22 protein-coding genes and 2 pseudogenes are annotated in these 25,331 nt (G+C 42.0%); 6 read left to right on the forward strand and 18 right to left on the reverse strand.

Translation table 11 applies throughout. From position 1 onward, the window contains the following. The first annotated feature begins 375 nt into the window (after positions 1 to 375). The 3 genes from RG963_RS02895 (at position 376) to RG963_RS02905 (ending at position 2,354) form a co-directional block, all read left to right on the forward strand. Complete coding sequence (locus RG963_RS02895; RefSeq protein ID WP_310574776.1) at positions 376 to 615, forward strand: hypothetical protein; 240 nt, start codon at positions 376 to 378, stop codon at positions 613 to 615. Positions 616 to 1,064: 449 nt separating this feature from the next. Then, complete coding sequence (locus RG963_RS02900; RefSeq protein ID WP_310574777.1) at positions 1,065 to 1,355, forward strand: hypothetical protein; 291 nt, start codon at positions 1,065 to 1,067, stop codon at positions 1,353 to 1,355. A gap of 207 nt (positions 1,356 to 1,562) precedes the next feature. Then, positions 1,563 to 2,354 (forward strand): helix-turn-helix transcriptional regulator, encoded by a 792-nt coding sequence (locus RG963_RS02905; protein WP_310574778.1) that lies wholly within the window; start codon positions 1,563 to 1,565, stop codon positions 2,352 to 2,354. Between the two features lie 391 nt (positions 2,355 to 2,745). Here the strand turns inward: RG963_RS02905 and RG963_RS02910 are convergent, their stop codons facing one another. The 14 genes and pseudogenes from RG963_RS02910 to cfbA all read right to left on the reverse strand — a co-directional run bounded on the left by RG963_RS02910 (position 2,746) and on the right by cfbA (position 17,836). Beyond that, the gene (locus RG963_RS02910; protein WP_310574779.1) at positions 2,746 to 3,420 is read right to left on the reverse strand and encodes a PHP domain-containing protein; all 675 of its coding nucleotides are present in this window, start codon (positions 3,418 to 3,420) and stop codon (positions 2,746 to 2,748) included. Positions 3,421 to 3,538: 118 nt separating this feature from the next. After that, a complete protein-coding gene (locus tag RG963_RS02915) occupies positions 3,539 to 4,330 on the reverse strand; it encodes an ABC transporter ATP-binding protein (RefSeq protein ID WP_310574780.1) in 792 nt (263 codons plus the stop codon). Next, complete coding sequence (locus tag RG963_RS02920) at positions 4,327 to 5,475, reverse strand: FecCD family ABC transporter permease (RefSeq protein ID WP_310574781.1); 1,149 nt, start codon at positions 5,473 to 5,475, stop codon at positions 4,327 to 4,329. Before RG963_RS02920 ends, RG963_RS02915 begins: the two co-directional genes overlap by 4 nt. Before the next feature lie 133 nt (positions 5,476 to 5,608). Beyond that, entirely contained in the window at positions 5,609 to 6,655 is a 1,047-nt protein-coding gene (locus tag RG963_RS02925) for a radical SAM protein (protein ID WP_310574782.1), read from the reverse strand. Next, positions 6,652 to 8,004: an ABC transporter substrate-binding protein gene (locus RG963_RS02930; RefSeq protein WP_310574783.1), complete on the reverse strand. Its 1,353-nt coding sequence runs from the start codon at positions 8,002 to 8,004 to the stop codon at positions 6,652 to 6,654. The genes RG963_RS02925 and RG963_RS02930 overlap by 4 nt, the downstream gene beginning before the upstream one ends. 377 nt (positions 8,005 to 8,381) lie before the next feature. Beyond that, a pseudogene (locus RG963_RS02935) lies at positions 8,382 to 8,528 on the reverse strand (IS66 family transposase); the annotation flags it as partial. A 402-nt stretch (positions 8,529 to 8,930) separates the two neighbouring features. Beyond that, positions 8,931 to 10,217, reverse strand: a complete 1,287-nt coding sequence (hflX, locus tag RG963_RS02940) for a GTPase HflX (protein ID WP_310574798.1) — start codon at positions 10,215 to 10,217, stop codon at positions 8,931 to 8,933. Next, positions 10,214 to 10,609, reverse strand: coding sequence for a DUF2209 domain-containing protein (locus RG963_RS02945; protein WP_310574799.1), 396 nt, complete (start codon positions 10,607 to 10,609; stop codon positions 10,214 to 10,216). The genes hflX and RG963_RS02945 overlap by 4 nt, the downstream gene beginning before the upstream one ends. Before the next feature lie 88 nt (positions 10,610 to 10,697). After that, a complete protein-coding gene (gene endA / locus RG963_RS02950) occupies positions 10,698 to 11,750 on the reverse strand; it encodes a tRNA-intron lyase (RefSeq protein WP_310574784.1) in 1,053 nt (350 codons plus the stop codon). Positions 11,751 to 12,007: 257 nt separating this feature from the next. Further along, positions 12,008 to 13,498, reverse strand: coding sequence for a Ni-sirohydrochlorin a,c-diamide synthase (gene cfbB / locus RG963_RS02955; protein WP_310574785.1), 1,491 nt, complete (start codon positions 13,496 to 13,498; stop codon positions 12,008 to 12,010). Positions 13,499 to 13,618: 120 nt separating this feature from the next. Next, positions 13,619 to 14,416 (reverse strand): Ni-sirohydrochlorin a,c-diamide reductive cyclase ATP-dependent reductase subunit, encoded by a 798-nt coding sequence (gene cfbC / locus RG963_RS02960; protein WP_310574786.1) that lies wholly within the window; start codon positions 14,414 to 14,416, stop codon positions 13,619 to 13,621. A gap of 37 nt (positions 14,417 to 14,453) precedes the next feature. Continuing rightward, entirely contained in the window at positions 14,454 to 15,566 is a 1,113-nt protein-coding gene (gene cfbD / locus RG963_RS02965) for a Ni-sirohydrochlorin a,c-diamide reductive cyclase catalytic subunit (protein ID WP_310574787.1), read from the reverse strand. A 335-nt stretch (positions 15,567 to 15,901) separates the two neighbouring features. Next, on the reverse strand, positions 15,902 to 17,416 hold the full coding sequence (gene cfbE / locus RG963_RS02970; RefSeq protein WP_310574788.1) for a coenzyme F430 synthase: 1,515 nt from the start codon (positions 17,414 to 17,416) through the stop codon (positions 15,902 to 15,904). A 27-nt stretch (positions 17,417 to 17,443) separates the two neighbouring features. After that, positions 17,444 to 17,836: a sirohydrochlorin nickelochelatase gene (gene cfbA, locus RG963_RS02975; RefSeq protein ID WP_310574789.1), complete on the reverse strand. Its 393-nt coding sequence runs from the start codon at positions 17,834 to 17,836 to the stop codon at positions 17,444 to 17,446. A gap of 333 nt (positions 17,837 to 18,169) precedes the next feature. On the opposite strand from cfbA, the gene RG963_RS02980 reads away from it, so the two are divergent. Next, on the forward strand, positions 18,170 to 18,382 hold the full coding sequence (locus tag RG963_RS02980) for a hypothetical protein (protein WP_310574790.1): 213 nt from the start codon (positions 18,170 to 18,172) through the stop codon (positions 18,380 to 18,382). 340 nt (positions 18,383 to 18,722) lie between these two features. Next, entirely contained in the window at positions 18,723 to 18,953 is a 231-nt protein-coding gene (locus RG963_RS02985) for a hypothetical protein (protein WP_310574791.1), read from the forward strand. 672 nt (positions 18,954 to 19,625) lie between these two features. On the opposite strand, the gene RG963_RS02990 is transcribed toward RG963_RS02985, so the two are convergent. The 4 genes from RG963_RS02990 to RG963_RS03005 all read right to left on the reverse strand — a co-directional run bounded on the left by RG963_RS02990 (position 19,626) and on the right by RG963_RS03005 (position 24,185). Next, complete coding sequence (locus RG963_RS02990; protein ID WP_310574792.1) at positions 19,626 to 20,702, reverse strand: hypothetical protein; 1,077 nt, start codon at positions 20,700 to 20,702, stop codon at positions 19,626 to 19,628. An 882-nt stretch (positions 20,703 to 21,584) separates the two neighbouring features. Beyond that, positions 21,585 to 21,983, reverse strand: a complete 399-nt coding sequence (locus RG963_RS02995) for a cupin domain-containing protein (RefSeq protein ID WP_310574793.1) — start codon at positions 21,981 to 21,983, stop codon at positions 21,585 to 21,587. Between the two features lie 466 nt (positions 21,984 to 22,449). Next, positions 22,450 to 23,481, reverse strand: coding sequence for an AI-2E family transporter (locus tag RG963_RS03000; protein ID WP_310574794.1), 1,032 nt, complete (start codon positions 23,479 to 23,481; stop codon positions 22,450 to 22,452). 215 nt (positions 23,482 to 23,696) lie between these two features. Continuing rightward, positions 23,697 to 24,185, reverse strand: coding sequence for a universal stress protein (locus RG963_RS03005; RefSeq protein WP_310574795.1), 489 nt, complete (start codon positions 24,183 to 24,185; stop codon positions 23,697 to 23,699). Positions 24,186 to 24,573: 388 nt separating this feature from the next. On the opposite strand from RG963_RS03005, the pseudogene RG963_RS03010 reads away from it, so the two are divergent. Continuing rightward, positions 24,574 to 24,700: pseudogene (locus RG963_RS03010) on the forward strand (IS5/IS1182 family transposase); the annotation flags it as partial. Positions 24,701 to 25,331 lie beyond the last annotated feature (631 nt).

Here is a 25,331-nt window from a genome sequence, read left to right on the forward strand (position 1 = left end):
AAAACCGATTACAGGCTCAACAGTACCCCACATGCCTTCGCAAGTTATATATACTATCCATTAGAAATAGTGATATTGTATAAAAGTCTCTAATCGGAGAGTGTTTTTTCAGATAAATGCTGCACCAGAAGATCAATGTAACTGAACCTTCAGATGCATCCATTGAAGTTTTCAGCTTTTTGTCTCATTTTAAGAGCTTCATAGGAACTAGCTTCCATGCTTTAATGCAGGGGATTCTATTTAATTTGAGCTGGTTGAAAACTGCCGACGATAAAACCTTATTCAATTAGAAACACAAAAATAAATTAAAAGCAGATAAAAACAAGCTAAATACAAAACGCCTTTAGCACCTTTATTTGCGAGGTTAGAAACAATATGTCAGAAGAATCCGATGATCCAGACAGTAGTGATAGTGGCAGTCGTCAGAAAATGTTCACAGTAACCGGAATGGTCCTGTGTGCAGTACAGTTTACATTCTTCGTATGTATGATTTTAAAGTTTATCGAGATGGATTTTCTCGAGGGTTTTAAATTCATGCTGCTTGCTTACTCTTCAGCGTTCATTTACAATAACCTGGAGAATTCGGGGAAAATTCCCATTGCAGCCGAGAACTGATGACTGTGTGGTTTTGCTTTAAAAACCCACACCTTCTATAGTAACTATCTGTTCTGAATTTTTTTCTTTTTTTTTATTTATTTTTATTCGTTCATTTTCCTGTCCTCAATATTCAAATTCCATTCCAGTAATGACTTTTTAATAACTTTTTACTGACTTTTTACTGGTTTTTTACTGGTTTTTTACTGGCTTTTTACTAGCTTTTTACTGGCTTTTTACTGACTTCGTACACTGAACTAATTTTTTATGACCTTTTACCGACTCCAGTAGGTAAAACGTTATTAATTTGTGAAAACATAGACTGCAAATATATTCTTACGGATTCGAAAAAAGAATAAACGGATTTCTTCGAATCCGAGAAGATATAAACAATTCATAAATAGAAAAAGAGATATAGGATAATTTTTTAGTACCAGCAATAACTCTTATGAAACTCTTATGGGATAAACATGGATTTTACCTTGGAGATTGATACCAATTACTCGCTTGAGGAAGTAACCGAGGTTATTCGCGCGGCTCTGGAACATGAGAAACATCTTGCGAAATACAAGGTATACCGCTATTCCATGATCTGCGATGAATTTGAAGACCAGTACGACCTTATATCTACCGAATTCATGCAAAAATTCGACGCCGGCGAACTTATGGGTGATGACAAATATTTTGACTGGTATGCTGCAAAGAGAGGGCTTGACCACTGGAAGAAGAAGCTGGTTCTTCTTGAAGGTGTAAAGATCTGACTGCTCGAAATCCTTCTGCCCACGTATTCAAACTTAATATTTAAAATTATACTGTTATAATGTTGTTTTAAGGTTTATTTAGCATCCATAACCCCACATGATTTATTTTTTATTGGAAGTATTTCCATTCAAGTGTGTAAAATTAGTGGAAATGTATAAATAACTGCCGCGCCATCTTCTCATCAGTAGCTTTTTTCTGGTGGTAGGATGGGGACAAAAATCGGGTTAACAGAACTGGTCTTTCGGTCTGAGAAACGAAGGAACCTTCTCCTCTTTCTGAAAGACAGGCCCAGATATATAGATGAAATCCAGGATCACCTTTGCGTAGATCCCGTTTCCATCCTCCCACAGCTTAAAAAACTGAAAGACCGAAAACTGGTCATACAGACGGACCATGCTTATGAACTTTCCATTATGGGGAAGGCAATTGTAGATAAAATGCCCCCTCTTCTGGACACCCTGGAAGTTCTCGAAGATAATTTCGATTACTGGTCACGACGAAATCTGGAAGGAATCCCTAAGGTTTTGCGAAGGCGAATCGGGGAGTTAAAAAACTGCAAACTTATCCGTCCTGACCTCAGCCATATGTTTGAACTCAATCCCGAATTTGTGGAAAATTTTCTCCGCTCAAGGCAGGTTCTCGGTTTCAGTTCCTATTTTCATCCCTCATTAATCTCTCTCTACCTCGAACTGGCAAAAAAAGAGGCCGAAATTTCTTTAATGCTTACCGGGGCCGTGCTCCAGAGGTTTAAAACAGATTATAGAGATGATTTACAAACTTTGATTGAGTTTAAACATGTTAACCTATCTCTTTTCCCGAAAGATCCGAAACTTGCAGGTTTTACAGTTACAGACAGGTTCTTCCTGCTCACCATTCTTCCCGAAATAAAGTTTTTTGAAAACGAAAGCCTGTTCAGTTTCGATCCTGAAGCCCTCAAGTGGGGTACAGACCTTTTTTTACACCTGCAAAAGGAAGCAGTTCGGGTAAAAGTCATTTGAATTTTTTGCTTGCAAAAATCCTGAATAGGAACTTATTATAAAAGGAAGGTCTGTAAAATGTTAGGAATCAACGAAATAATAATGATTGCGCTCCGGATAATAATACCTTTTATATTTGTGGTAATTATTGTGAAAATAATTTGTAAATTAAAATGGAATTGACAATCTAAATAAAATATTCTGTAAAATATATTTATTGTTGTACCTGTTAGATTCCTTAGAAAGAATATTGCAGGAAAGACGGCATTGTTCGTCTCCCTAAAGCCACATACTATTCTCAAAGCCCGTATACCATATTATATTTTGATTGACCTTAAAAACAGTTATAAGAAGAATTGTACTCCCGGGAGGAATTGCCTCTCCTGGAAGATTTTTTTGTATTTTGAGCCGTTTAGACTTTACCGAACAATTTCGTTAGAATTTTCCGCTTTGCACTTCCTGTCATCTGTTCAAGAATAATGTGCGTAGGCGTATTTTTTCCTGCAGGGGAAACATCCCCTTCCCTGATCGCCCTGAGCACGGCTTCCAGAGTGTTTTCAGAGGCGTCAATTTCGGTATATGCCTGCCCCACCATTTCGGGAATATGGGAATCGCTTCCTGCAACGCCCGGGATTTCGAGCCTCTTTGCTTCGATTGCGGCTTTCCGGTTGGCTCCGTTAAAAAGGCAGCGAGAATTGAATACCTCAACTGCATCAATATCAAGCCCTTCAAAACTTCCTATCCCATGAGAACTGCGCTTGAAAGGATGAGGTATGATAACCGTACCTCCAAGTTTCCTGGCCCTTCGGATCGTTTCCTCCGGACTCAATAAAGGCTCAATATCTTTCCGGACTCCGAGAACTAGGATGTGCCCTTTCGAAGAGGTAACCTCCACTCCCGGAATGACTGAAATTTCAAGGCCAAGTTCAAGGGCTCTTATTTCACAGGCAAGCCCGCCTTCTATGGTATCATGGTCACAAATAGCAAGTCCCTCAAGCCCCCTTTTACGGGCAGCTTCAAGTATGTCATCATGGCTTGATTTGCTGTCTTTTGAATGATCGGAATGTACGTGAAGATCGAATTTCATGTTAATACGAAAATGAGAACTGGATTTATATAAATTTTGAAACGGAAAAGGAAAAAAGAAAGGTAACTATACCCTGAATAGTTACCATTTGTTAATATTTCAATTTAAAGACCTAAAGTTAATCGCTGATTACTGGCACAGCAATTTTGCGTTTAATCTCACCATCTATGCGGACAATCTTGATTGGTACTCCATAGGCTTCCTGAAGATTCTCCTCAGTAACCACAACTTCAGCTGGGCCCATTGCCAGAAACCTCCGATCTTTCATGATACCCACCTTGCTTGACGACAGGAAAGTATGGTCAGGGAAATGCGAGGTCATCACCAGTGCCAATCCCTTTTGAGATAGTTTTCTTATCATTTTTATTGTGTAAATTTGGTTGCCTACATCCAGATGAGAAGTCGGCTCGTCAAGCAGGAGAATCTCAGGCTCCTGGGCAAGCACACGAGCCATAAGCACAAGTTGCATCTGTCCACCACTGAGTTCTGTGTATGGCTTGTCCCAGATGTGCTCAATGTTCACTGTCCTGAGGGCCTCAAGCGCAATTTCTCGATCTCTGTGTGAAGGAGAAGCAAACGTATTCAGGTGAGGGTTCCGCCCCATCATGACCACCTGCAATACAGAATATGGAAAAGTCGGAGTATGGATCTGAGGAATGAAACCTATTTTCTTCGCCAGCTTTTTTGGCGCATACGACGAAATGTCCTTTCCATCTATATAGATATTTCCTTCATTCAGCGGATAAAGATTGCAGAGGCAGCGAAGCAGAGTAGATTTGCCGGTGCCGTTGGGTCCGAGAATACAAAACACATCCCCCGAGTCTACCGAGAATGAGATATCCTCGAAGATATTCCTTTTTCCATCATAGGAAAAGGTAGCATTTTGTACTTCAAGTCTTGCACACATCATGACCACGCCTTTTTAGTGATATATAATAAATATAAAAAGATCGGAGCACCTAGAATCGAAGTGACTATACTGATAGGTATTTCTACGGACATCAGCGTCCTGCACACCGTATCGACTGCCAGCAGATAGGAACCTCCTAACAGTATGGATGCTATTATCATGTCTTTATGATCAGGACCGACTAACATCCTAGAAATATGAGGTATTATCAGTCCCACCCAGCCGATTACTCCTCCAATGCATACGGCTGCAGCGGTCAGTAGAGTAGAACAGACAATAAATACCAGACGAAAACGCTTGGTATCCATCCCCAACGATCTAGCCTCTTCATCACCCATCGAAATAATGTTAAGATGCCATCGCAGCAGGACAATTACCAGCATGGCAATTAGAATAACTGGTATGACCTGAATAAAATTAGCTGTGGAAGCCTTGGCGAAGGAACCCATAAGCCAGAAGACGATATCAGGAAGCTTGCTATAAGGATCGGCCACAAATTTCAGCAGCGAAATAATTGCAGAGAATAAGCCGCCGACAATAATTCCTGCCAGCACGAACACCAATGTAGGATTGCTGCGATAGACACGACTTATCGCAAAGGTCATACCCACTGCAAGCAGCCCGAAAGCGAAAGCTGACAATTGTATTACATCGGTTCCCTGATCCATCAGTATCGCCAGAGCCGCACCTACCCCTGCACCGGCAGATACGCCCAGAATGGACTCCGAAACCAGCGGATTGCGGAAGACACCTTGATATGTGGCACCTGAAACTGCAAGACCTGACCCTGCCAGGATGACTGCAATTGCCCTAGGTAATCTCACGTCCCAGACAACCGTATCCATGACTGTGGACCAGGTATGCGGTATCGACCAGAAAAAAGCTATCTTTACACCGGTAATGATTGCTATCTTATCTCCGATCCATTCCAGGATACCGGCAACTACGATGACCACAACAGTAACAGGATCAATGGGGTATCTGCCCATGAAGAGGGCTGTGATAAGAACACCGATCAGCAGCAGGAACAAAATAAAGTTTATCGATGCTTTACCCGGATATAACCTGTATTTGGCCTTGCTACTAAGAGTAACATCATTGGAGTTATGCGCATTTTCCTGTCCGACTATTTCTACTCGTTTCATGATTAACATACCCTGAGAATAGAAATCTTCGGTTCAGTGGTTGCTTCAATACAGGCAATCCGTATCATCCCTACATACTTCCCTATTTGTTCTCAACAGGCCCTAAAGTTCATGCATTAGCTACAGACATAACTCAAAAAATGACTCTTTCAACACCTGATTCTTTGAGAAGCTTCGAAGCAGTAACGATAGTATTACGATACTCCATACGACCGCGATATTCCAATGCTGAGTGCAGGTACCAGTTGTTCCTATAACACGGAGCACGATTGATATGCACACCGCCAATACGGTTACCTCCACCAGCCATCACCCACATGGGAATATCATCATAGCTCCATCCAGCCGCTGGTCCGATGTCGATATCTCTCAGAACCAGACGCATGATTGCAATAATACGGGAGCCTTCCATTGTCGAGCAACGCGGGTGTTCCTCCATAGGTGTTCCTCTGACCGGGAAGAAGCGACTCACATACACGCTTTTCAGGTTCCTGAACTGGCGGACAAAGAACATGAAATCCACATAATCTTTGTAACGTTCAGGCCCTGTCGTCAACCCGGCAAGCATCCCGGTACCGAACTCCAGCCCTGCATCGTTAATCGTCTCCGCCAGTTTCACCTTGGCATCGAAGCTGTCTCCTGCCTTGACCTTTTGGAATAGGTCACGATTCGCAGTCTCAAAGGATGCTCCGATACGTTTCACACCAAGCCGTTTCAGTTCCAAGAGGCTTTCCTCTGACATGGCAGCACCGACATTAACCGTTATGTCAGCTGATGTAAGGGGAGCGATTGTGCGGACTATCTCAACAATGTCCCTGCCATCGGACCGGCGGTCTGTGCCACCGCTAAGATGGAATTCTCTCAGTCCCTGCTCTTCAATGTATTTCACACCAATCTTTATTTCATCAATGGTCAGGGGCTGGGTAGTATCCTTGGTCCAGTACGGGCAATATGAACATAGTGGCTGCAGTTTGCAGGGAAGAACCGAGGCAATTCCCCCACTCCATCGAAAAGTGTTACCTATCTCTTTATTTTTTACTGCTGAGGCTGTCCGGAACATATCCTGTGCTTTTGCAAAATTCTCGGTTTCTTTAAAAAGAAAGAGAGCCTCATCGTAATCGATGGGCTCATTTATGCCTTTCTGAAGTATTTCTTCATAAGACATTACCTGATTCGTCATGTTACCGTCTCCGCGATTTGCTCATCTGTTATGTTATCGTAGAGGTAGAACTCTGAGTAGAACTCACGCGTCTCGTTATTGAAATCAAAAGTTACTTTATCTGGGTGAAGTTTCTCTGCTGTCCACATTAGACCCATAATTGATTGAATTCCGTCTAATGATTCCCAACGGGGAGCTGCGTATACATGACCATTCTTCACTGCATTGATGGATTGCCACTGAGTATCGTTTAGAATTGTATTCTTCTCTGTTTCTGTCTTTGTAATAATTACATCGGGATTCCAGAGAAGGACCTGCTCAATGTTGACAACAAGATGCTCATCAACCTTCTGGGTCGAAGTAAGCGTAGTGTTTGTATCGTACAAATCGACACCACCTGCCAGGTCGATTATCGAACTCATTACTGTAAGCGATCCCACAGTTGAAAGTGGCCCATCGTGAGACGCATAATAAACTTTCACACGCTGGTCCTCTGGAATCGTCGAAGTAATATCAGTCACCTTTTTGACAGAATTGTACCAGTAATCTGCAAGTTCGTTTGATTCTTCCTCATTACCCAGTATCTTGCCCATTAATCTGAATGATTGCTCGTAGTCTGTCAGATTGTCTTTAGAGATAGCAACCACTGGTGCTGCATAATCAATCTGCTCCTGGTCTAAGTTCGGATCTTTTGTCATAGACACAATCACATCAGGATCCAGTGCCAGCATCTGTTCTTGGTTCATACCTTTGAAATATACCCCAGTAACAGGCAGACCACTTAGAGTGTCATTTGCGTCCTCCGGTACCAAACGAGGGTTTGCATTGAACACCATATCTATACTGTTTAGTTTTTCTGATGCCAATCGCCATGTCATATATGTGGGAATCGGATGCAGACAACTGATTCTTTTAATGTTTTCAGAAGTAGGAATCGCCACCGTTCTCTGTGCTATGTCAGTAAGCTCTATTGTATCATCGGAGTCACTTGTCTGTGAAGAACTGCTGCTACTGGAATGTCCGCTGCCTGAATGACGTGTCGGTAAGCTTACATTGCTGTCAGAATAACTTGTGGTATTAGATGTGGTATTATTAAATGTAGTATTAAACGTGATATTAGATGTGGTATTAGTAACATTCAGGGAATAAACGGGTGCACTCTCGTTGGCTCCGTTAGTACCAATATCCTCTGCGACACTCGTCGATTTATCATCGCTGTTGTTTTCTTTTTCGGCAACGTGGTCTACTTTTTCCGTGATCTTATCAGAACTTTCACTTTCCTTTGCCGAATCACTGTCCGTACAGCCACTTAAAAAGACTGCAGCCACCAACATCATGGTTATGAAAAGGATTTTGAATTGTTTATTCATATCGAATCCACCTCTACAAGCAATTTGTTGTCATGTACATGCAACCTGCAATGAATGAATCTGAGCCATGCTCAGTAAACTACGGAAGTCAAGCCTTGTCATAGCCAAGGATTCCCACTATAGTCATGGAGAGAAATCATCAACAGCTACCACTGGGATGTTTCAGAGCGTTTTACTCATCCTGCGCAACTGCTGGTCTGTCGGTTACATGCTTACGCACGATGTCAGGGCCATAATCAATATAATTTCAGAAATGAACTCTTTTTGCATTCATAGCAAGACCACAAACTTTCAATGCTTATAGCGTTATGTTCGAACGAACATAATGGTATAAATAGCTATCGTGTTTTCAGAATGACGTTGAATATATTTAGAGCAAAATAACAGGTGTATTTGTCATTGGAAGCTACGTGAAACCAATGACCTTCTTTCTTGATATTCGTCCCTGTTTCATCGCAATGGATCACAGGAGAAGTGATTACCTTCTCTCGAATCACATTTTCAAATTCCTCTAAATTCCGGAAAAAGAAAAATTAGCACCGAAGAAAAAAATTCATCTGCATCTTGATTAAAAAAAGCTGCGATAAAATAATTCGTTTACTTGCGAACGAATCATGCTCATAAAATCAGAGTGAAATGTCAGAAGAAATTGCGAACGAGCAACAACATAGCAAAAAATCTGGTTTTAAGGGTATAGTTTAGGATATTAGGAGGGTCTAATGTCTTCAGTAGACGCTCGTTCGCAAGTTAACAAACGATTTCTGAATATAAATACCTTTCGTAGATATACGAACAGCGCCCAAGCCATGCGAAAAACTCCCTGGAAAAAAGATATTGGAAAACACTCTGGCAATATTCCAGCATCTTTTATAAAATTGAAAAAGCTTTATACTCTTCAGAAAGACCGGAAAATTCTCCAGGCATTCTCAGTCTTCCCGGGGCTCTAAAAGAGCCTGAGCCCTGTTAATTATCTCTGTTCTGGCTTCATAGTCAACCAGGATCCGCTCTCCGTACTCAACCCTATGCACGATTCCTTCTTCGTAAAGCCACGAAAGAAGTGACATTCCTTTCTCCGAATTCGGCAAGGAAAGAGGACAAAAAGACCAGGCAGGCAAATGTCTAATAATCTCGGCTTTTAGCGCAGTCATGCCGATCCCTTCTTTTGCGGAAACAAACGCAGGATTCGGAGCCATATAGCCTATCTGTTCCATAATACTATCGAGTTCGGATTTATCAAGCAGATCGGTCTTATTAAGCACGGTAATGACAGGAACTCCCTGGATGCGGTCCCATAGAGTATCATGGGATGTAGAAAGTTTCTGCAGGATCGTCTCTGGTTTTTCGCTTGCATCGACAACCAGGAGTATAAGATCCGAGAGGAAAATCTCTTCCAGCGTGGACTTGAAGGCATCAACCAGCCAGTGGGGAAGATCCTCGATAAACCCAACGGTATCGGTCAAAAGAGCTTTTCGCCCTCCAAGGTCCAGGGCACGGGTCATGGGCACAAGCGTTGTGAAGAGCATATCCTTTACCTCAACACTCTCATTCACAATAGCATTGAAAAGAGTGCTCTTTCCCGCATTTGTATATCCTGCAAGGGAAATTAAGGAAAAGCCTTTCATGTGCCTGAAGGCCCTCAAGGATTCATCGTCTTTTTTTGCAGATTCAAGCTCACTTTCAATTCTTGCGATCCTTTTCTTCAGGTCATGTTCATAAGAATCCTCGTAATCTCCAAGCCCCATAAACCCTGCCCTTTCCTCCTTCTTCAGGAGAGAAACAATAGCTCTTGCCCTTGGAACTTCGTATTTCAGCCTTGCCAGTTCCACCTGGAGCTTTGAGCGATGAGTAGTTGCTCTTTTTGCAAAGATCTCAAGGATAAGCTGAAATTTGTCGATAACCTGACATCCGCAGATTTCAGAGATATTGAAAAGTTGTGTCGTAGAAAGCTTGTTATAGAAAATTACCTTTTCTGCACCCGTGCTTCTCACAAGTTCGGCAAGTTCCTCTATCTTCCCTCTTCCAAGCTGATACCTTGAGTCCGGATATCTGGTCTGAGTAAGTTCGCCAACCGGAACGTACCCTGCAGCTCTTGCAAGTTCCCGAAGTTCCTTGAAGAGATTTTCCTCGCGTTCAGGATCTGAATTGGGAAGGGTCCTTTTAACGAGAATTACCCTGTCCTCGTTATCGAATTTGTGTTCTGCTGAAATGTTTATGCCTCGATTTGAAGTTCGTTAATCAGTAAATTGCGTGCGCTCAGAGAAATGTGGTGTACAAGTTCTATCGCCCTTCTCTCGGCAATAGATTCCTGATATTTGAAAGCCCTGGTAAACATACTTTCCGGCACCCACAAGGGTTTATTGTACATATCCCCCTTTTCTGCCACAATAGTGCCCTCGAAAGAAAGCTGGTTAGCCGTATCCTCAATGAGCTGTACGACATCCGGCAAACTGGGAGCTAGATTAAGCCAGACCGGCAGGATCTTGATCTGCCTGACCTTCTCTATATGGTTGGCTGAGACAGTCAGAGCTGCTGCAGCACAGACCATATAATACCCTCCTTTAATCCTGTGCCTGCCAGAGATGTCCACTGCAATAATGTCCCACATGTATACTTCACCCTCGCGCCGGAGATCCCATTTTCGTGAAATTGTAAAGGAAACGATTACATTAATGGAGGGAAAGCCCCTCATAGTATCACATTTTAATTCTGCTGATGTCCAGGTACTTGACCTCTTCCCCTTTCTCGACTGCAAAAAGCATTGTCTTACGCACGCTGTTTGCAAGCCGTATAGCTCCGGACATAACTGGAAGCCTGAACTCGAAATCTGCAGGGATGACATTTACAAGGTATTCTGAATGCGGAATTTTTTCTATTGACTCGACTTTTCTGTATACCCTGAAATTCGTCCCGAACTTAAAGCCGGTTTTGACCACATGCCCGGAGTCCCTGAGGTGTTTATATGCACTATACTTTCTCAGGAAAGAACTCTCGATCTCAGAGGCTTTTTCAGTAAACTTGTCGAATGAAAACACTTCGCCTTTTCTGTCCCGAACCGTTATAACACCTCCGGAAAAAAGATAGAGGGACTCTACCAGGGAGAGTTGTAGCCTTTCCGAATCAAGCATTTTCCCGTAAAAGCCCCTGGTATACAGAGTTTCAGAAGCCTGAGAGTCCCAGGCTATTACCCTGTCTTCCAGGAAGGTAGCATCGGTTTTGACTGCAGGATAAGGTTCAGGCATTTTCCCTTCAGGAGCTGCAGTTTTAACCTCATAGAAAGTAAGGTCACTTTCTTCATCCACCACAGCAAGGATAAACTGCTTGTGCACGTTTTCTGCCGAAGCAACCGATTCCTGCAGAAGTGTTACGGGAAGGAGCTGTCTTTCCGACTGAACATGGACAAAAATCGTTGCCGCACTTTTGCCTGGATGGCTGCCTCTGGGATATACCCTGAAATCCGCAGCTGACGGCTGGACGTAATATCCCCGCTCTTTAAGGTCCTTATATACTATGTACTTCAACTCAAAATTCGGTTGCCTCAGAGAAGCCTGTTCGAAAAAGGCCCTGAAATCAAGCAATTTGCCTTCGAGTTCGATCTCGAGCTTTCCTCTGGACAGAAGGAAGGCAGCTTCTACAAGCGAGAGTTCTAGCCCGTCACCTTTAGGGCGCCCGAAGTAACCTGTTTTATAAAGTTCGGCTACCGCTTCCTTTCCGGCAAGGACCCGGTCACCTTTAAGTTGTGTTTTCAATAGTTTCACCTGAAAAGAAAATAAAATGAAAATAAGTGATTTTATTTAGTACTATAATCCAGTTTGTTGTAATCCATTTTTAGATAATTTGCTATAATCCATTTTTAGATAATTTGCTATAATCCATTTTTAGATAATTTGTTATAATCTGGTTTAATATAATATTGTTTTTTCTACGTGAAAGGCTTCAGACTGCATCTGTAATGTTTTACGCGGGCTCGTTATAACCCGCTATATCTCACCTGTATCGTGATACTTTACGGAAGATCCTTGCCCCTAAATTTGCTGGCAGCTTCTACAAGTGAGCCTGCAAGCTCCCGGTACGCAACTCCGTGCAGGTGAGCATAAGAGCCAAGAGTATTTCCGGAAATAAGTCCGTCCCTGTCATCTTGTATTCCTGTTCCCCTCGACAGGGTTATTGCAAATTCAGCATCCTCAGGAATTTCCTTGATTTCGGAGTGATGGAACTCATGCCCTTTGAAGCTGTTGCCTTTTTTCCCGATAAGGCAGTCCTTCTCAAGAGTCCCGATATTGTAGCTGACCACTCTAGTCTGCCCCATGATCGTATGCCCTGGAAGCGCCCCTACCATAGAATACGTGGACTCTGGCATTGATGCATCGTGGTAGGTGCCTTTTCCGGGAACACCTGTGCTTATTTTCTCCGTCAGGTACATAAGTCCCCCGCACTCGGCATAAATAGGCATACCTGAAGCAGAAGCCATTTTAATATCCTGGCGCATGGACTCATTAGCTTCAAGTTCGGCTGCAAAAAGCTCGGGATAACCACCCCCGATATAGAGCCCGTCAACCTCAGGAAGCGAGGAGTCTTTAACAGGACTGAAGTAAACAATATCTGCGCCTGCAATTTTCAGAAGGTCGATGTTATCTTGATAATAGAAGTTGAAAGCTTCATCCAGTGCGACACCTATCTTCGGCTTACAGATTTCGGCATTGGGAATAAAAGAAAAAACACTATTATCAGGGCTTTTCAGGGGTTTTGCACTGCTTGCGATTTCCAGGAAGCGGTCTACATCAATTCCTCTGTTAATGATTCCCTCAATACCTTTTAACCTGTCTTCAAAGCCTTCGTCTCCAAGCCGTCTTCTGCCTTCGAGAGCCGGCATAAGTCCCAGATGGCGCATGGAAATTTGCATTGACTGATCCCTTGGAACTACCCCTATAACCGGAACGCCGGTATAGTATTCTATTGCCTCTTTTGCTTTTTCGGCATGGCGACGGCTTCCTATGTTATTAAGGATGACTCCTGCAATCTCCACATCAGTGTCGAAATTTTTGTATCCGCTGACAAGGGCAGCGCTAGAACGGGTAATGCTCCGGGCATTGATTACCAGAATTACCGGGCAGTTAAGGATCTTCGCTATCTGGGCAGTGCTTCCCAGGTCGCTTAAGCTTTCAAACCCTTCGTAAAGCCCTCTTACCCCTTCGATTACCGCAATATCAGCCTGGTCTCCGATTTCACAGGCATGGGTGTAAACATCCAGAATCCCATTCTCGTCCATAAGGTAGCCGTCAAGGTTCCGGCAGAACCTGCCAGTTATTTCAGTATGATAGCTTGGGTCGATATAGTCCAGGGCGACTTTGAAGGGCTGGACTTTATATCCCCTTGAAACGAGGGCGGCCATCAGGCCCATGGAAATTGTTGTCTTGCCTGAAGAGGAACGGTCTGCAGAAATAAGGACCCTGGGAATACTTCTTGCTCCTGTTCCGGCTTGTTTGTCGTTAGACATTTTTCAATACCCCTTATATTATTTACCCGGTAATCCGCTTTGCCTGGAAGTTATTGGAAGTTATGTAATCTGGCAGTTTATTGTCATTGCAACTCATCGCAACTTTATTGTTACTGAGGTTTATTTTGTCAATTCCCTCAACCGTTCGTCACTCAGAGAGTCAGCTGTAACTCTTTTTTCATTTTCAAGAATTGCTTTTCCAAGCTTGCGGTAGATGTCTGCAATATCGGATTCAGGAGCCTTTTCCATTACCGAGTAGCCTTTCCGTTCACAGTCCTGAACTGCCTGCCGCTTCGGGATAAAAGCCATAAGCTGGCTGCCGATCTCCTCGGCAAACTTTGTAACAATTTCTTCTTCCCTGTCCGCATTTCTGGAATTGCAAATTATCCCGCTGAGCGGCATTCCTATCTTGGAAAGGCCCTTGCAGATGTTATTGGCTGCATAAAGGGGCATGTATTCCCCTGAGGTCAGGACATAAGCCTCATTTACGAAACCCTTCCTGACAGGCGCCACAAACCCGCCACAGACAATGTCGCCGGGCACATCATAAATTATAAAGTCCTGCTCTTTTAAGAGGTCTCCTGAAATGCTTTTCAGTTTCTGGATAGCAACGATGATGCCTCGCCCTGCACAGCCTATGCCAGGTTCCGGACCGCCTGCTTCCACGCACCTGACTCCTGCATACCCTTCAAAAACCACATCTTCTTCCTTCACATCCACGCCTTCGCGAAGGAGGTCGAGGATGGTTGGAATTCTCCTGCCTCCAAGCAGGGTGATCGATGAGTCGCTTTTAGGGTCGCAGCCTATGATCATGACTTTCTTTCCTGCTTCCGCACAGGCGGCTGCAACGTTTGAAGCCGTACTGGACTTGCCTATGCCGCCTTTCCCGTAGATTGCTATGATCTTTTGTTTTTTCAAAGGATCTGCCTCCTGATTTTAGTCCATCTCTTCTCGCTCATACTTCCTTTGCAACTTCCCTTAAAGTGGCTCCAAACTCGGATTCCACTATTTCACTGACTCCCAGGGTCTTCGGGTGAAGGTCGATTTCAACCAGAACATGCTCATGCCCCATCTCTTTTAAGGGCAGGACCTGCCTTGGCCCATTGGTAATTGAAATCAACTCCATATGCCGTATATTCTCCATAGGGATCGCATGCGGAACACCGGTAATGACCGCAAAATCGTAATCACTATATTTTTCCTTAATCAGTTCGCTGACCTTTTCTCCGGCAACAGGATACTCGTCCATTCCGCCGATGATTTCGTGCACGTCAATCCCATGTGCTTTCAGGTCCCGCATTATGTATTCGGCATGCTGTCTTACTCTCGGAAGCCCGAGATCGGGATCGAGATTTGCCATATTAACAAGGTTTTCCTTTTTCCCGAGAGCTGCTGCAACCTCGTTGACTGCAAGCGTAATGTCTGCAAACATGTAGCCGGTTTCTTTTTTGGCGTTCATGATGATAAGGCCCTTCTTGCCTTCCTTAAGGAGCTGGATTAAACGCCTTGCAACCTTATATTTGACATCTCCGCGGGAAGGGGCAAGGTATTCCCTGCTTGCAGCCCCAAACCGCTTTTCCACTTCTGTGGCTTTTGCGAGGAGGTATTCCTGGCGCTCGAACTCTTTATGGTCGATAATCCCGGCATCAAGTGCGGATTCCAGGGCAAAGAGCACGCCTCTTGTATTGTTGTGGTAGCCTGCATGCACCTCAACTTCAATTACAGGGACATCAGGGTTTGCCTCGAGTACGGCTTCATGCATTTCTTCGCCTATGATCATGCTGGCACAGGTTCCGACAACGCCGATAATTTTAGGGTTGAAGAGTTCGACTGACTTGTTTATCAGCTCTACAAGCCGGTCATGCCCTCCGAAAACGAAACCGTTCTCATCAAGGCCTGTAGTGACGACATGTATGCCATCTTCTTCGAGCAGCCTTGCATGTTTGAAAGAACAGCCTGGAGGCCCGTGCAGGATAGCGACATCGACATTTAAGTCCCTGAGAGTATAAAGAGCCGCAACGATGGAACTCGGACGGGGATGGATGATTGAAATCTCTTTTCCAGCCATGAAAAATCCTCTTATTGTGATAATGGGGATACCGATAGGAATGATAAAGTGCCTTTCCTTCAGAAGATTCCTATATTTCGCGGGATCTGGACTACCGCCTGTACCGCAAGATAAGTCGGAAACAGGATCAGTTGAAGTTTTAATAAGTAATGGAAACGGATACAGATTGGAAGAGCCTGTATAAAACTGTATCATAAAAATTTCAGCAAATTGCCTGCAGCCTGATCTGACCTGCATCTACTGACATAAATTCAGATCCGATATTGTTATCCGGGGCAGGAATACTCGGCAATTACTCAACAATTAATCAGCAAAGCACTTTGCAAAGGAAATCTTTAACGGAAGCACTTTACTGAAGAGAGTATTATATCGTCCCCGCCTGCAAGTTTCGACGCTTTCGAGAGCCCTTCCGGAAGGCTATCTGCGTAAGAGATATTTGCGGTAGCTATTGTTTTCATCCGTTCTCCTACCAGGATAATCTGCCTGCATTTTGTACCGAATTTTTCCACGAAACCCTGCACTGACCTGGGGGGCAGCCCCTCACAGACCTGAGAGGCTTCTTCTCCGAGGACAAGGATAATACTTCCCTTTTTTTCATCCTTTTTCTTCAGGAGGGCATACTCAAGGGCCTTTTCGGCAGAAAGAATATCCATGCCGGAGTTGGAATTATCTATAAGGGCAATACCATTTATTTCTCTCTCCTGCATCCTGCCTGAGAGTCCCCTGAATTCCTCAAGCACTGTAACAACAGCTTCACGTTCAACTTTAAGCTCGAGAGCAGCTGCCGATGCTGCGATAAATGCAGTCATGTAAGCCGAAATATTGTATCCTGGAAGCAGGGAAGCTGAGAAAATTTCAGCTCCTTTTTGCATAAAATGAAGCACAGAGCCTGAGGATGTCTGGGAAGCTGGTACTTCCGATAACTGTGGTGATACTGATGAAGCTGACAATCCTGAGGACGTTAACAATCCTGAAGGCACTGCTGGTGCTGTAATGTTGTACCCGGTTTCCAGCGCAAAATCGGCGACCTGGTCTGCCGTTTCAAAAAGCTTAGCATTGAAAGGGTCTTTGAAGGTTAGAACCTTTGCCTGACTCTTTTTTGCGGCTTTAAGGGCATTTTCGGCTCCTGCATTAATGAGAAGGGTACTTCCTGGCTTTGCATTCCTGACAAGCTGGAGTTTTGCCTCGCTTGCAAGGGCAGTATTGTTTGCAATCCGATAGTCAGGCGAAAGGGTTGTGAGAACCCCGAAAGCTGCAGTCCCGGTGCCTCCGATGGAGATTTCGAAGATAAAAAAATCCGGCCTTAACCCGGCATCAAAAACCTTCTCAACGGCCACAAGAACGCTTCCTGGAGTTATGCTCAAGCCGCTGCTGATAAGGGAAGAAATACCCCCTTTCCAGTATTCAAGTCCCCGCGAAGTGTGCAGCGCTACTTCAAACCGTCTGGAGAGCATATCCGCAAGGAGGGATGAAGTGCTTGTTTTTGCTTTTACACCCGTAACCTCGACCGTTTTTATACCTGAAAGCCTTGAATCGTCTTTGAGGATTTTCCCGACAATCTCGTGATGGGAGAGGACTCTTATTTCTTCTGCTCTGGCTTCCTCAAGCATTGGATAGGCAGAGTCCAGGTGTACAGGCGCTACAAGAAGATCGAATCCGGACGCAGGAAGAGGAGTTTTTGAGCAGCGTATCCCGTGCTTTTCCTCAAGCTCGAGCAGCAGTCCAGGATCGACTGTCCCGTAGACATCTATTCCAATCACTTTATTTCCAGCGGCTGCAAGTTTTTTTGCTATAGGAATGCCGCCGTGGGTCAGGTCGAGCACGGCGAACTTCTTCCGAGATAGGTCCATGATGAAAACCGGACCTTGATACTGAATTTAGAGGACTTCCTGGACCCGTTTAAACACAAGGTCAGCGACAAGCTCATCGGCCCCTATAGGCTTTGCATAGCAGAGAGGAACCGCCTTTCCGTCAATTTCCAGGGTACCGCAGCCCTTTTCATCAAGATTCAGGATCTGCGGTATATCCTTTGTGATATGAACTCCCGACGCCAGGAAAACCGGCACTGCTGCAATTTTTGTCACGCCAGTCCCTGAGAAGCCTTCAATTGCCACTTTCAGGGATGGTTCACTGTTTTCCATAAAGCCGGCCCTGACAATAACATCAGAGTGCTTCCGGGCGATGTAATCTGCAATCTGAGTGACTACTTCCTTATTGTAAGGCAGCTTGCTCCCATGGCCTATGGCCAGAATTCCGAGTTTTTCTGTCATTTTTAAAACCTCAATCTCAGTTTGAGCTTAACACAATTATTCGGATTTGTAACATTGAAGAGTTTAACATAGTTAGGATTTATATGATATAAGGATAATGGCTTCCAGGACTTATTTAGTATAAAAAATTAAAGTGTTAAGGCTTTTAGGAAAGGATAGCTAAATAAGCTATGAGTATAAAGAAGCTAATATATTAAACCATTATTCTATAAAAGGATTATAAAAGTAATAAGCCTTGGTTTCATCAACCAGATTAAGAAGTAGATTAAAGAAGTAGATTTCGAATACTGTGGAATAATAACAACTGAATACAAATAGACGACCAAAAAATCAATGCAAGACTTTTCACAGGCAAATGGTTTTTGCGGAGTATTTCCTATTATTTCCCATATTATCCCTGAAGGCAGGCTCGGCAGAGAAATAATAGATTCAAGGCTTCTTCTGAGCGGGGATGCTACCGGGTTTGTAGACGCTTTTACCGGGGAAGGCATATGCTTGATCAAGACAACTTGTGCTGCAGAAGCAGTTGTCGATCTTGTGATGTAGGACCAGAAGTTAAGTAACCTTAAAGTGTATAAATCGAATTGCAGGACGGAATTCGACAACTACCTTGCTAGTTCTCTTAAAATGAAGAAAATAATGCATCGCTTTCCAGAAACCTCTTTCCGACTGGCTATTAGCAACAGGGATATCCTGGATAAACACCTGGATGAAGCAGTAATCAATAGAAAACATGAAGACTATATCAACTTGGTTGTTACTTAATTTTTGTCTGACTGAACTGCCTACAAGACAAAGTTCCTGACACTGGAAGGAGTCAGATACTTTTTAATATCTTCTGGAATCGTTAAAATCTGGCATTGATTCCTCTGGCAGTTGACCACTATTGTCTAAAAACCAGAAAATAATAAAAAGTCTTGGGGGTTTAAAACTGGGAAACGAAATAATAGAAATGGCGATAACCAACGTGTTTAAAAGATTGGACATTACCTATGTGAATGATAACACGTACAAACGGCTTTTTGATATTGGCTTACAGTACGAATATATTGAAAGTGAACTTTTAGAACAGCTGATTGAAGCAGAACTTATTATACTTCTCGGGGAAAGCTTTTGAAGCTTGTTTTTAATTCCTTTTCTCTTCCGAGTATATACAAACACGTTCGAGCCTTCCCGACACGTTCAAAGAGGGCCGGGGAATCAATCAATCAATCAATAATTCAAAGAGATTTCGAGGAAAAACTCATTCAGGTTAACGAAGAAAAATAACCAATAGCAGTAAATTTAAGCCTCAAGATACCGAATTGTCAACCCGAATTTGACAGATTCTGCTAATTGATTCTGCTAATTAGCAGAGTATTTTACTACAAAAAACGCATTGTATCGACATAGAATCTTTCTGAAAAATGAAAAAGGTCAAAAACAAAAAACATATGAAATAATTTTAAATTTTATAAAGAAAGCAGAAACATGAAGCCCATTTATATATACTAAATATATGCTTCTGTCAAATAAGGGTTATAAAATATATGCTTCTGTCAAATAAGGGTTATAAAATGTATGCTTCTGTCAAATAAGGGTTTCAACCTTATTCTGTATTTTTGTCAGCAACAGCAGTTGATAGCTATGAAACTAAATTGAGAGTAGAGTTTTCCACTCTCATTTCTCACTTTTCTGATATAGAATATTACTGTACCTTTAATGTGTCTATGTATCTTTTCACATTCAGCTATCTTTTTATACTGCTTATAGAAGAACTCAGATAGTTGAAGTTTCAAGCTATTGGTTCTCAATTCGATTGCGTAAGTCCTAAGAAATGTAGAATGTTAGGTGGTTCCATATTAAACCTGTATTTTCCAAAGCTTGAGGTTTCGAGGATCTGCTGCTTTATATAATATAATGTACTCAGAAGACTATTACTGTTTTCAGACTCCATATCGCCGGCATAAGGGTGGATATTTTCTTCAAGGGTATCCAGAAGTCTTGAATCAAGATCATATATAAAGTAAGTATCCAGGATAAGAAGATTTGAGATCTGCTCATAGAACCCTATAAGTTCTCTAAACCAATCAATAACTCCATAATCCGTTGTGTACTTCTTTCTGTTGAGGAACCCGAGATAACTGGAAATAGTGTTTATAAGATTTTCAGTTAGCCCGTTATCTGAAAATACAATTGGGAAACGCTTTAAAACCGCAGGAGCTACAGAACTTAAGTACATCATTTCAGACTTAGAAACAGCGGGAAAGAGTCTGGCAATAGAGCTGTTAAGCACTGCAGTAACATAAGGATACTTTTTCTGATCTTTGAGAACAATACCGCAGCCTTCTTCAAATACATGATTTCCGACAATATCGTATGCAGCATGTAGATGATAGCCTTCACTGGCAATGATTTTAGGCGTGTTTAAGTACTCAAGAAATTTCCGTCCATTTATACTATAATCTACAGCGTTAAGCGGAGAGGTATCGTGACGAAACTCCTTTTTGAATTCCATAATCCTCCTGTAAGTCAGAGGGAATCTGTCCTTTAGCTCTGGGGGAGGAATTACTCTGTACTTTTTCCGTCTGCCCTCATCGGATGGCTCATAGGGAAGGATAAAACGGTAAAGTGAAGGGTGAAATGCAAATTTTTCGGAAAATGTCTGTGGTATATAGGGATAGACAAGTTCAGGTTCTGAAAATACGGGTTTACAGAGGCTTTTGCAAAAATAAGATAAGTTCGAACCGCCTTCCTCAGAAATGTAAAGCCTGTGCAACAAACTATTTTTTGTGTTTACACCCCCAAATATGCTTTCGGAGATGTCTCCAAGTGTAACCTGGCTTTTAGAGATGTTTCCTACAATTCTATTTTCATTGAGAATCATATATTTTCACTTCCGTAGATGTATATTGAGCTATTTTGTTCTGTGCTTTTATTTTCAAGGTTGGAACAGCAGGATTGAACACATAAAGTGGCATGACTATCTCAGAACTTCGGATTTTGGTAGTGTCCGTAAATTGGTGATTAATTCTGGCAAAAAGGGCACATTTCTCATGTTTATAAGAAATAGAGAGAGATTCTTATGTTTACGGTTTTCAGTAACTACCCCACAACCCGTATTTTTAGATTTACATAAAAAATATAAAAATCAGTCTGAAAGAACCTTCGCTGATGATGTATTCTATCTAGTGCAGGGCTTCCAAAATAAATCCCTTATTTAGCGAGAAATTCCTTGGTCTATAGATCTATTCAAAAGCTAGGCTTATGGACATACTTTGGAATCGCAGTACTAGAGTCATCTCAAAGAAGTAGTTCCATATCGAAAATGCATTACTTACCCCACCAGCTTAAGTCTTAGAAGCTTATGATATTAAAAGTTGTTGAGCTTGTATTAGAAATGTTTATATGAACACCTAAATAATACAGGGAAACTCTAATCAATATTTTAATCTAGTGTCGCAACTTGAGGCCACGAGCTATTTATCATTCAGCTTCAAGAGAGAGTATATAGAAACAAGAAAAGTGTGAATCTCAGAATATTTGAAAGTAAGATCCACTAAAACACGGATTTAAATATTGGGGATACAAACTCAAAAACACCCATAATGCTTACGAACGAATTCCAATCTTTCACTTCTAAAAATAAAAACGCTTCGTTTTCATAAAGCGTTTTTATTTTGTATTTTCAATGCTTAATCGATTAGAGATTATAAATAGTAGTAATTATTCAGCTGGGAATAAATCGTTATTCCCGCTTCATATGATCTTATTCCGTAGTCACTCCGTCGAATTCCGCTTCATTGGCTTCGGCTTCTTTCTTCGTGGCGCGCATGATTCCATCTTTATGATGCGCCGGCGAATAGATTGTATAGAGTTTCAGATCATCCGTTTTCGAAATGTTGATGATGTTGTGCTGCGCACCAGCAGGCACCACCACCGCAAACCCGTCACCGACTTCATATTCGTTGCCGTCAATTATGCACTTTCCTTGCCCTTTCTCAAAACGGAAAAACTGGTCGTTTTCCTTATGCACTTCCATCCCGATTTCTTCCTCAGGCTTGAGGCTCATAAGTACCAATTGGCTGTGCTTTGAAGTATAGAGCACCTTGCGAAAATAGCCATTTTCCAAAGTGGCCTCTTCGATATTAATAGAAAATCCTTTCATAGATATATTAATTGAATATTAATTATATATAAAACCGACCTTCCACAGATATTCTCAAGAAAGTAACATTTTTCTTGCTATCGTTTTTGGATATTTGCTCAAAAATTTGCAATTATTATCTCAACTGAAACTTCCTGAAATAGAGATTAGAAGCTTTCAATGAAGGTACCAGATTGAAAAGTGTAAGACATTTCAAAAAACATGTTTGAATAAGCAGGGCAATTTTCAGAAAAAAACAATAGCAGAAAAAATTGTGAAAATTGAAAGGACATCTGCGGAAAGTCAGATAAAATTATTCGAGAGCAAATTCGAAGTATATGAACCAATAGAGGCAGTTAGAAATTCACAAATAAGTGTCTGTAGCCAATGTCCTTTCCTTTAATCATTCTTAACTTAATTGGGAAGAATATAGATAAATTCTTGCGCTTAGAGATTTCAGTAATCCCCAACCAGATTTTCACTCCCTCTAAGAAAGATACTCTCTTGAAAACATTTCTACAGTCAGAAGGAAGTAGGAGAGGAGAAGGGGACCTATAACAATTCCTATCAATCCAAAAAGATATACCCCTATAACAATCCCGAGCAGGGAGAGAAAAGGATGAATTTCTCCAACCTTTTTCTGAATAATAGGCCTGAGAAAATTGTCCATGACACTTGCAAAAAGCCCTGCGATAAGGATAGCAAAACCTGCAGCATAGTCTCCCTGAAGAAGCTGAATAATGGTTGCAGGAACCCAGACTAAAGTTGATCCTAAAACGGGTACAAAAGAAACAATTGTTGCGATAAAACCCCAGAGAATAGCTCCCTGGATTTTAAATGTGAGGAAGGTAATGGTCAGAATTGCACCCTGGACAAGGGCTACAGCTCCGCTGGAGGTAATAGTTGTCCGGACAATTCTGCTGAATTCATCCATGAGAGTGGCTGTATTTTCTTCATTGAACGGGACTGCCACATAAACTTTGCGTGCGAAAGCCGAATCCTCTCCTACTAAAAGATAGTAAAGCAAAAAATACATTAGCAGAAGGCCTATGGACTGCTGGCTGAGGCTCTGGATTGAACCCAAAATGAAATTGCTTGAGTAATTGACGGCTCCAGAAGCAACATCCATAACTCTTTCCTGTATCTTCGTCTGGAGAGTATCGAGAGGAATATCCATTCTTGAAAGATAATGAGAGAGAAATTGGCCGCCGGCCTGAATAGATGCAACAATAGATGTCTGGTTAAGTAAAAGCTGCTGGATTTCACCAATAATTATACTCAGAAGAAAAAACAATGGAATCAGTACAACAAATATTGAAATAATTATCACCAAGGCTGCTGCAAATTGATTTCTAATTCTGCATCTCTTTACAAAAAAGTGATAAAGAGGTCTGAATATGATGTAAAGGATAAAAGCCCCAAAAAAATAATTTAGATATGGAAGTGAGGCATAAACAATAACCGCAGTCAGGATGATAATGATTAGTAGGGCCAGCGCCATTTTTGCTATTCTTTCCATTAAATCTTAATTGGGTTTTCTATTATAAAAAACATACAAGTTTAACAGTTCCTCACTTTCTGCCAAAAAATTGACATTTTTAATATCTTCCGGGATAAGCAAAATTTATCATTGAGCCATTCGAAAGCATGAGCAAGATAAATGAAAGTGAAAACTGTTAGAATGAAGGCGCAGACCTGAAGAAAAGGCAAAATCCAGAGGCTGCAAGTCGTAGTTTACTTGAGCTTAACTTGTGACTCACACTTTTCCCTTACAACCATAACAGGAACCTTTGAGTGACGAACCAGATTTCCTGCAACGCTGCCCAGAAGCAACCTGTCTAGTCCTGTTTTTCCGAGAGTGCCCATAATAACAATATCCATTTTTTCCTCTTCAGCATACCGGATCAGCTCGTCTGAGGGATCGCCTTCAAGCAGGACAGATTCTACATTAATTCCTTTCATCTCTCCTAAACCTTTTACAGAATTTACAGCCTGCTGCCCTTGTGTTTTCAACGCCTCGTGTATTGACTCCCAGTAAGGATTCATACCCATAGGAGAAAAGTAATTCCCATCCATAGATAAGTAGGCCGTTGACACCACATAGACTGCATAAACCGTCCCTCCACTCAATCTAGCAAGCTCTATCCCTTTATCAACAGCCAGCCTGGAGCAGTCCGACCCGTCGGTTGCAATCATTATTTTCTCAAAATTAACAGTTACCATGGAAAATCCTCAATACAGTATTTTCGTGGAAGAAATATAATAGCATCGCGGTTCGCGAAGTGAAAAAGCCATAGAACTTTCAAGGAGTACATCCTTAAAAAACTTAACAGGGACGCAGCAGCTGATGAATGCTATAATAAGTCTGCAGAATTGGGGTAAAAATAAAATAAATTTTAGAGATTTATACTGATGGATAATCTTAGTAATATAGGACCCTCTTAAGCTCACGATCAAACTGAGCATTATTTCTCATTTTTTCCATTAATTAAGGTAATTAGTGGCCCTCCGAAAAAAGTACACCTTATATTCGATCTAAATTCCAATTAAACTCGTATAAAATCGTAAATATTATTAAAGAAGATTTTAAATCCTCCCCTAGTGATAAAATATGAAAGCTCCACTTATTTCACTAAACGGAGATTTCAAATGGGAATTGTTATCCGAAATTAAATGTTTTTGCTTTGAGATTTTGCAGACAAATAATTGCGAAGAAGGGCATCCTGCCCCTCCCAAAATAAGTGCCTGCTATTAAAATTATCCTTCTGAGCATGTTTTTTTCCTTAAAAAAGAAAGGAATTACAAGCTGGCTCTGAAGAAAGGAATAAAGAATGGGATATTAACTGAGGACCAATGAATTTGAATTAAATGAAGATACTAAGGGGTCGTTACGAAATAACATAGGCAACACATAATTATTTTGGGATTAAATCGATGAGCATGTTTGCGAAAACATTTGTGTACTGTATAAACAAGTGCCTAAGTTATTTCGCGGAGGGTCCTTAGCAGATATTTTTTGCAACAGAGCCCTTACAGGTAAAGGTGCGTAGTTAAGTATGTGAAAATGAGGGATAGATAGATGTACCGCGCCAGCTTTCAATATATCTCAGAAGCTTGCATAGCACTTTATTGGCATTAAAAAACCCTTAATTACAGGGCCTCTCGGAAGTAGGATGGCTAAATGCCTTGGAATGGTGTATACGAGGTTTGTACATGGTTAGAATTGCTTCCAGGTATACACACGTGGAAGGCTCTTGGTCCCATCCAGTCCTTGCTTCCTTAGAACCATAAGAAAATTCTGGGTATAATGAAAGCGGGGGCGCGAACATATTCCGCTACTTATAGTGGAATTCGCCCGTGAAATTTTGA

This window comes from Methanosarcina baikalica, from assembly GCF_031461075.1.
Lineage (GTDB): Archaea > Halobacteriota > Methanosarcinia > Methanosarcinales > Methanosarcinaceae > Methanosarcina > Methanosarcina baikalica.